Origin of the sequence: Actinomyces sp. MRS3W, from assembly GCF_032465695.1 — a bacterium.
Classification (GTDB): domain Bacteria; phylum Actinomycetota; class Actinomycetes; order Actinomycetales; family Actinomycetaceae; genus Actinomyces.
The window spans coordinates 1-7,417 of record NZ_JAWDJJ010000107.1 but is presented as its reverse complement, the minus strand read 5'-3'; the positions used below and the strand labels follow the sequence as shown (position 1 = coordinate 7,417).

Below are 7,417 nucleotides of genomic sequence, written 5' to 3'. Positions count from 1 at the left end.
ATTCAGCGCAGGGCGGCCAGGGCCCGATCCTGGGCGACGATAGCCTGGACCATCGTGGGCACCTCAGCGTCGTGGTAGGCGGCGGGAGCGAATTTGCTCATGTCCTCGAAGTCGGTGGCCAGGTGCAGGTTGACCTGCGGGCCCACCACACCGGTGGTGAAGTTCGCGAGGATCAGGCGCAGCGCCTCAATCGGGCGGTGGCCGGCGGAGAAGGAGTAGGAGACCAGCCCGACGGCCCGGTTGGCGAGCACGGACGGGGTGATGAAGTCGATCGCGTTCTTGAGCGCGCCCGGGATGGAGTGGTTGTACTCCGGGGTGATGAAGATGTAGGCGTCGTAGGAGGCCAGGGTCTCGTTCCACTTGACGGCGGCCGGGTCCTGGGCGGGCCGCATGGCCGTCGGGAAGTCCTCGACGAAGATCGGCAGGTTGAAGGCGGCCAGCTCGACAACGCTCGCCTCGACCCCCTCAACAGTGTTGGCCTTCTCGGCCACCCACTGGGCGACGGGGCCGCCGACGGAGGCGGGACGGACGGAACCGGAGATCACGGCGATCTTGGTCATGTGGACTCCTAAAAGAGCGGTTGGAAGCAATACAAGCAATGCGGACTCTAGGCCATAGGTCCCAGCCATCCTATAGCTACACTAATGACCTTAGTCATATTTATTAACAACGCCTTCGAGAAAGCCTGGGATTCCCACACCTCCACCCCCGTTAGGCTGAGGGCGTGAACGAAGCCGAAAGCACCCCGCAGCCCCCCGCACCTGCTGCGGACACCCCCTGGGACGGCGCCCGCTACCTGCGCGAGATCCTGCGCGCCCCCGTCTACGAGGCCGCCGAGCACACCCCGCTGCAGACCATGCCCGCCCTGTCCGCGCGTCTGGGCAACACGGTTGGCGTCAAACGCGAGGATCTGCAGACCGTTCACTCCTTCAAGATCCGCGGCGCCTACACCTGCATGCGCTCCCTGTCAGAGGCCGAACGCGAACGCGGCGTGATCACCGCCTCCGCCGGCAACCACGCCCAGGGAGTCGCCCGCAGCGCCGCCCTGCTGGGCGTGCGCGCCCTCATCGTCATGCCCACCGTCACCCCGCGCATCAAGGTCGACGCCGTGCGCGCGCTGGGCGGCGAGGTGCTGCTGAGCGGAGACAACTTCGACGCCGCCAAAGCCGAGGCCCTGCGCCTGGCCGACGCCGAGGGCCTGACCTACATCGCCCCCTTCGACGATCCGCGCGTCATCGCCGGCCAGGGCACCATTGGATTGGAGATGATCCAGCAGGACGCCAACCTCGACCGCGTGTTCGTCCCCGTGGGCGGCGGCGGCCTGGTCTCCGGGGTGGCCGTGCTCATCAAGCAGCTCATGCCGCAGGTGCAGGTCATCGGCGTCGAGCATGAGGAGTCCGCCTGTCTGAGCGCCGCGCTGACCGCCGGGGAGCCGGTCACCCTCGAGCACGTCGGCCTATTCGCAGAGGGCGTGGCCGTACGCCGGATCGGGGATGAGACCTTCCGCCTGTGCTCAACGCTGCTCGACGACGTCATCACCGTCTCCTCCGACGAGGTCTCCGCCGCCGTGCGAGACCTGTTCGAGGATCTGCGCGCCGTGCCCGAGCCGAGTGGCGCCGTCGCCTTGGCGGGTCTCAAGCAGTACGTCGCCGCGCACCAGCTCACGGGCGAACGGCTCGCCTGCATCCTGTCGGGCGCGAACCTCAACTTCCACCAGCTGCGCTACATCTCCGAGCGCGCCGAGATCGGCGAGCAGCGCGAGGCGATCCTGGGGGTCACCATCCCGGAGGCACAGGGCGAATTCCTACGCTTCGCCTCGGTGCTGGGCGGCCGGGCGGTCACCGAGTTCAACTACCGGGTCTCGGCTTCGGCACCGCCCGGAGCCCCGGCCCGCATCTTCGTGGGTGTGCGACTCACCCGCGGCCGCGCCGAGCGGCAGGAGATCGTGGCCGATCTGGAGGCCGCCGGGTACGGCGTCGTTGACCTGACCGACGACGAGCTGGCCAAGGTGCATGTGCGCTCCATGATTGGCGGGCGCGCCCCGGAGGGGCTGACCGAGCGGCTGTTCAGCTTCGAGTTCCCCGAGTCGCCCGGCGCACTGACCCGCTTCCTGGAGATCCTCGGCACCCGCTGGAACATCACCCTGTTCCACTACCGCACCGACGGCGCCGACTACGGCCGTATTCTCACCGCCTTCGAAGCCGGCCCCGACGACGCCGAGCTCACCGAGCATATGGACCGCCTCGGTTACGCCTACCACGAGGAGACCGCCGACCCCGCGGCCCGCTTCTTCCTGGCCCGCTGACACGCTCTCGCGGGTCATCGCCTCTGTCTGGCAAGCTCACCCCACCGCCCCAGGAATGACGAACTCGACGAACTCGGGGCAGGTTTCCGCGGGCCCCGGGGATCGTGGAAGCTGCTCACCTTCGCGTGACGGCGCTCAGCGACGCGAGCGCGAGGCCGCCACCGCGGTGACGCTCAGCAGCACCAGTGCGGCGGCGGGTGTGGCCACGGCCCACGGTGCGCGCTCGATGTAGGGCAGTGCCTCGGCGAGTACCAGCCCCCACTCCGGCTGCGGCGCCTGCGCCCCCAGGCCGAGGAAGCCCAGTCCCGCGAGCGCGAGCGCGATCCCGGGCAGCCGCAGCGCGGCATGGCGCGCCAGCACGGGGACGACGGCGGGCAGCACCCGGGTAAGCAGGATCCGTCCGTGCCCCTCGCCGAGCACCGGCGCAATGACCACGTCGGGGCGCTCCCGCACCTCCTGGATGAGGGCCGCGGTGTGCGCCGCCAGGGGCGCCCAGGCCACGCTCGCCACGGCGACGGCGGCCCCGGGCGCACTCGGCCCGGTGACCGCCGCGACGATGAGTCCGGCCAATACCGGCGGCGCCGCATTGGCCACCTCGACCGGCCCCGTCGCGGCGCGCGGTGCCAGACCCACGACCAGCCCGATCACCGCACACACCGCGGTAACGGCCAGCGCACTGGCCGCGGTGGCCATGGCGCCGTGGGACACGCGTGCCAGCACGTCTCGTCCCAGGGCGTCGGCGCCGAGTGGCAGAGCCCAGGTGGGCGGGGCCAGGCGGTCGGCGACGACGGCGTAGGGGTCGCGTCCGGCCCCGGCCGCCACCACGACGACGAGCGCGAGGGCACCCATCACGGCCACGATCCGCGCCCCGCGGGTGCGTCTGTGAGTCGGCGGGGCGCTGGCAATGCCACCCGCACCGGCGGCTCCGCCCAGCAGCAGCCGTCGTCCCAACGCGGCGGCACCGCCCGCCACCAGGGCGAGGGCGAGCAGCATCAGCACCCCTGCCTGTAGCGCGGGCACGTCCTGCGCGGTGGCCGCGCCGAGTAGTGCGCGGCCCAGTCCGGGGATGGCGAAGACCTGTTCAACGGCGACGGCCCCGCCGGTCAAGCCGACCACGACCAGCGCGATCTGCCCGGTCAGGGGCGCAAGCGCCCGGCGCAGCACCGCCGTGGCCAGGCGCATACCTGAGATGCCCGCGGTCACCCAACTCGTCACCCAACGCTCGGCGAACACAGCGCCCACGGCGTCGGCGAGCAGGCCGCCGAGCAGTCCTCCGGCGGGCAGTCCCAGAGCCAACGCCGGCAACACGATCTGGGCCGGTTCGCCCCAGCCGTAGGGCGGCAGCCACCCCGCGTACACCGACAATGCCAGGAGCAGCACCGGGGCGAGGAGGTACTCGGGCAGGGAGGTGAGCGCGGCGGCGGCCGCTCCCCCGCGACTGCGCCGTACCCCGGTCAGGCCGTCGCGCAGGGTGGGCGCTACCAGCGCCGCGGCAACCACCACAGCGACGGCTAGTGACGCACCCATGAGGGTCAGGGAAACCGTGAGCGCCTCCAGGGCGCCACTGCCGACGGGCTTGCCCGAGATCCAGGAGGTGCCGAGGTCGCCATGCAATAGCCCGCCCAGCCAGTGGGCGATGGAGCCCAGTGGGCCGACGCCCAGCCCAAGGCGTTCGCGGATGGCGTCGAGCACCTCCGGGGTGGCCTCCCGCTCGGCGGAGGTGGCCCGCAGGATGGTCAGGGCCGGGTCGTTGCCGGACAGCCAGGGCAGCGCGCCGATGAGGGCGACGAGTGCGGCCATGGCCGCCGCCCGGGAGGCGGCGACGATTCCGCCGTCGGGTGCGCGTCCAGTGCGGCGTATCCCGGCACGGCGCGGGCGTGGACGTGTGGCGGAGGCGTGCGCGGCGTCTTCGGCAGGGGGCCCGTTCACGCCGTCTTCCGGTGCGGATGGGAGGGTTGGGGTGTGCATAACCAACGACTCAGGCACCGGTGGTGGTTGCCGTCGTGATGAGGGCGCGTTCGCGCGGGTCTCGTTCGGCACCGGCCAGGCCCACGGCCTCTCCCTGAAGAACCCGCTCATGCAGCAGCGGGACGGCGGCTCCGGAGGCGAGGATGAGCTGCTCGGCGGCCATGATGGCGTCCTGCCGCTCGGGGCCGGCTTCCAGGGCGGCCGCCCGCGTCAGGGCGGCGTCGACGGCGTCGTCGGCCAGGAAGCAGAGGGTGAAGGAACCGGTGGAGGAGAAGTCGGACACCATATAGGCCACCGGATCGCCAGAATCCAGGATGGTTGCGCGCGACAGCAGAAAGGCGTCGAAGGTGCCCGCCAGCGCATCGCCCTCGATCTGGGAGTACTCGCGCACGTCGGTTGTGACCGTGAAGCCGACCGCCTCCAGCTGCTGGGCGATGAGGACGACGATCTCGGCGAGCTCGGGGCGGTCGGTGTAGCTGCCCAAGGTGATGGTGGTGCCTGCGGGCACCGTGCCGGCGGCGGTGATGGCGGGGAGGTCTGCGCCCTCGGCCAGACCTTTGGCGGCGACGCCGTCGGGACCGGCCCAGGCGGCGGAACCCCAGGGGCGCTTGTCCGCCGTCCAGCCCAGCGCCGGCCCCAGCAGCCCGGCGGCAACGTCGGCGTATCCCTCATACATGGTCTCCACCAGTCCCTCCACGTCGATGGCGTCGCGGGCGGCGGCCCGCAGTGCCGGGTCGGTGAAGGCGCCGTTGCGCGTGTTGAGGTAGAGGGTGGCGGTGCGCGGCATAGGGACCTCATGGAGAAGATCGGCGTCGATGGTGGCGGCCTGGGACACCGGCACCGCCTCGACTAGGTCGGCGGTGCCGGTGCGCAGGGCGGCGCCGCGGGCGGTGCCTTCGGGAACGAAGGTGACATCGATGCCGGAGGCGGCGGCCGGCTCGCCCCAGTAGTCGGCGTAGCGCTCCAGGGTGGCGGCGGCGGTGCCGTCGACGGCGGTCAGTTCGAAGGGCCCGGTGCCGTGTCCGACGGGGTCGACGGGGCCGTCGCTCGCCCCTCCCGCCGGGTAGGCAGCCTCGGCGAGGATGACCAGCTGTGGGCTGGACAGGCGCTGCGGGATGAGGGGGTCGGGGGTGGCGGTGGTGACGACGACGTCCTCACCATCAGCCGTCACGGTGAGCTCGACGCCGTCGAGGATCCGCGGGGGCGTGGTGTAGGCGGCGGCGAAGGTGAGGCAGTCGGCGACGCGCTGCGCATCCAGGGCGGTCCCGTCGTGGAAGGTGACGTTCTGGCGGATGGTGAAGCGCCAGGTGGACTCGTTGCTGCGCTCCCAGGCGGTGGCCAGCGCGGGGATGGCGTTGCCGTCGGCGTCGAGGTTGACCAGGGTCTCGGCGGTGGACCAGCGGGAGAGCTTGAAGGCGTCGTCGGAGAGCGGATTGAGGGAGCTGCGGGGCGGCTGGAGCATCGCCAGGCGGATGCGGGAGTCGGCGGGGGTGCCGGTGGTCTCCGCGCCCGATCGTGAGGAGGTGCAGGCGGCCAGTGCCCCGGCCGTGCCGACGCCGAGCAGGGCCAGGAGCGAGCGGCGGGTCAGTGCGGGGTTGGGGTTCATATGGAGGTGCTTTCTATGTTGTCGATCGATGGGACGGTATGGGGTCTGCTCGGGTTGCGCGGTGGATGAGGCGTGGCAGGAGTCAGTCGGGTAGGGCGGGGACGGCGTCACGCAGGGCACGGGCCGCCGGGTGGGTTGGGGCCTGCAGCAGTTCATCGGTGGCGGCGTCCTCCACCAGCCGCCCGCCGTCCATGACCACGCACCGCGCGCACACGCGGGCGACGGCGGCCAGGTCGTGGGACACGATGAGCAGGGCGGGCCGGGGGATCGTGCCCGCGTGGCTGCCGCCCGCCAAGCCGACGAGCAGGTCGAGAACCTGTCGGCGCAATCCGGGATCCAGTCCGGAGACGGGCTCGTCCAGGAGCAGGAAGCGGGGCGAGGGAGCCAGCGCCCGAGCGACCGCGAGGCGCTGCGCCTGGCCGCCCGAGATCTCGTGGGGACGGCGTCGCCAGCTCGAGTGCGGTAGGTCGAGGGCCTCCAGGAGGGCGATCGCCGTTTCTTCGTGCTGGCGATGGCTTCCGCTTACGCCGAGCGTGCGCAGGGGCCCGGTGATCTGGGTGAGGACGTCGCGGCGGGGGTCGAGGCTGGCGGCGGGGTTCTGGGGGACGTACTGGACGGCGCGGCGGTAGGGGTGCAGTTGGCGCGCGCCGGGACGCCGCATTCCGGTGACGGGGCGCCCGTCGAGGAGGATGTTGCCGGCGTCGCCGGGCGCGGGGCGGTCCAGCAGCACAAGCGCCTTGAGCAGGGTGGTTTTGCCGCAGCCGGAGCGGCCGAGCAACGCCACGGTCTCCTCCCGGTGGATGGTGACAGTAACGCCGTGCAGCACGGTGTGTGTGCCGGAGCGGCTGGGGTAGGAGCGACTCAGTCCGACGGCGGCCAGGCAACTGCGGCTCATGCGCCGACTCCGACGGGGCATGCGGCCCGGGTGCGTACTGCCGGGCGCGCGGAGCAACCGCAGGGGCCGGAATCGGCGTCGGCGTGGAGCGCCTCGGTGAGGGTTTCCTCGCGGGCCGCCTCGCGCATGGCCCGCGTGAGCGGATGCTGCGGACGAGTGAGAACACGCCGAGCCGGGCCTGACTCGATGACGCGGCCCCGATCCAGGACGACGATGCGGTCGCAGATCGCGGCGGCGGCCAGGTCGTGGGTGACCAGCAGCAGCGCGGGCGCAGGGTCGATGCCGGTCGGGGTGGGGCCGGCGGAAGCTTCAGGGCTGGCGGTGACCGACGTGAGCAGCTCCAGCAGCTCGGCGCGGGCGATGACGTCGAGATTGGTCGTCACCTCATCGGCGAGTAGAAGCACCGGGCGCGCCGCGAGGGCGAGGGCGACGGCGGCGCGCTGACGCTGTCCGCCCGACAGGCGTCCCGGTACCCGTCCCGTCAGCTCGGACGCTAGCCCGACGCGGGCCAGTATCCGGCGAGCGCGCCTGCGGGCCTCGGCCCGGCTGCCTCCCCCGGCGTGCACAGCCGCGGCCACCTGCGCACTCACCGGCAACAGGGGGTGCAGCGCGGTGGCGGGGTCCTGCTGGATGAGGGCGATGC

Annotated in this window: 6 protein-coding genes; 1 reads left to right on the top strand and 5 read right to left on the bottom strand. The window is 72.0% G+C overall.

Going from position 1 to position 7,417, the window contains the following annotated elements; translation table 11 throughout:
* Positions 1–2: 2 nt before the first annotated feature.
* On the bottom strand, positions 3–560 hold the full coding sequence (locus tag RWX45_RS03515) for an NAD(P)H-dependent oxidoreductase (RefSeq protein ID WP_316022395.1): 558 nt from the start codon (positions 558–560) through the stop codon (positions 3–5).
* Between the two features lie 164 nt (positions 561–724).
* On the opposite strand from RWX45_RS03515, the gene ilvA reads away from it, so the two are divergent.
* On the top strand, positions 725–2,305 hold the full coding sequence (gene ilvA, locus RWX45_RS03510; RefSeq protein ID WP_316022394.1) for a threonine ammonia-lyase, biosynthetic: 1,581 nt from the start codon (positions 725–727) through the stop codon (positions 2,303–2,305).
* Between the two features lie 135 nt (positions 2,306–2,440).
* Here ilvA and RWX45_RS03505 read toward each other — a convergent pair whose 3' ends face one another.
* The 4 genes from RWX45_RS03505 to RWX45_RS03490 form a co-directional block, all read right to left on the bottom strand.
* Positions 2,441–4,234, bottom strand: a complete 1,794-nt coding sequence (locus RWX45_RS03505) for an ABC transporter permease subunit (RefSeq protein ID WP_316022393.1) — start codon at positions 4,232–4,234, stop codon at positions 2,441–2,443.
* 49 nt (positions 4,235–4,283) lie between these two features.
* Positions 4,284–5,879: an ABC transporter substrate-binding protein gene (locus tag RWX45_RS03500; RefSeq protein WP_316022392.1), complete on the bottom strand. Its 1,596-nt coding sequence runs from the start codon at positions 5,877–5,879 to the stop codon at positions 4,284–4,286.
* Positions 5,880–5,961: 82 nt separating this feature from the next.
* Positions 5,962–6,774 carry an ABC transporter ATP-binding protein gene (locus RWX45_RS03495; protein ID WP_316022391.1) on the bottom strand — a complete coding sequence of 271 codons (813 nt, stop codon included), beginning with the start codon at positions 6,772–6,774 and terminating at the stop codon, positions 5,962–5,964.
* On the bottom strand, positions 6,771–7,417 hold a 647-nt coding region (locus RWX45_RS03490; RefSeq protein ID WP_316022390.1), incomplete at its 5' end, for an ATP-binding cassette domain-containing protein. The genes RWX45_RS03490 and RWX45_RS03495, both read right to left, overlap by 4 nt.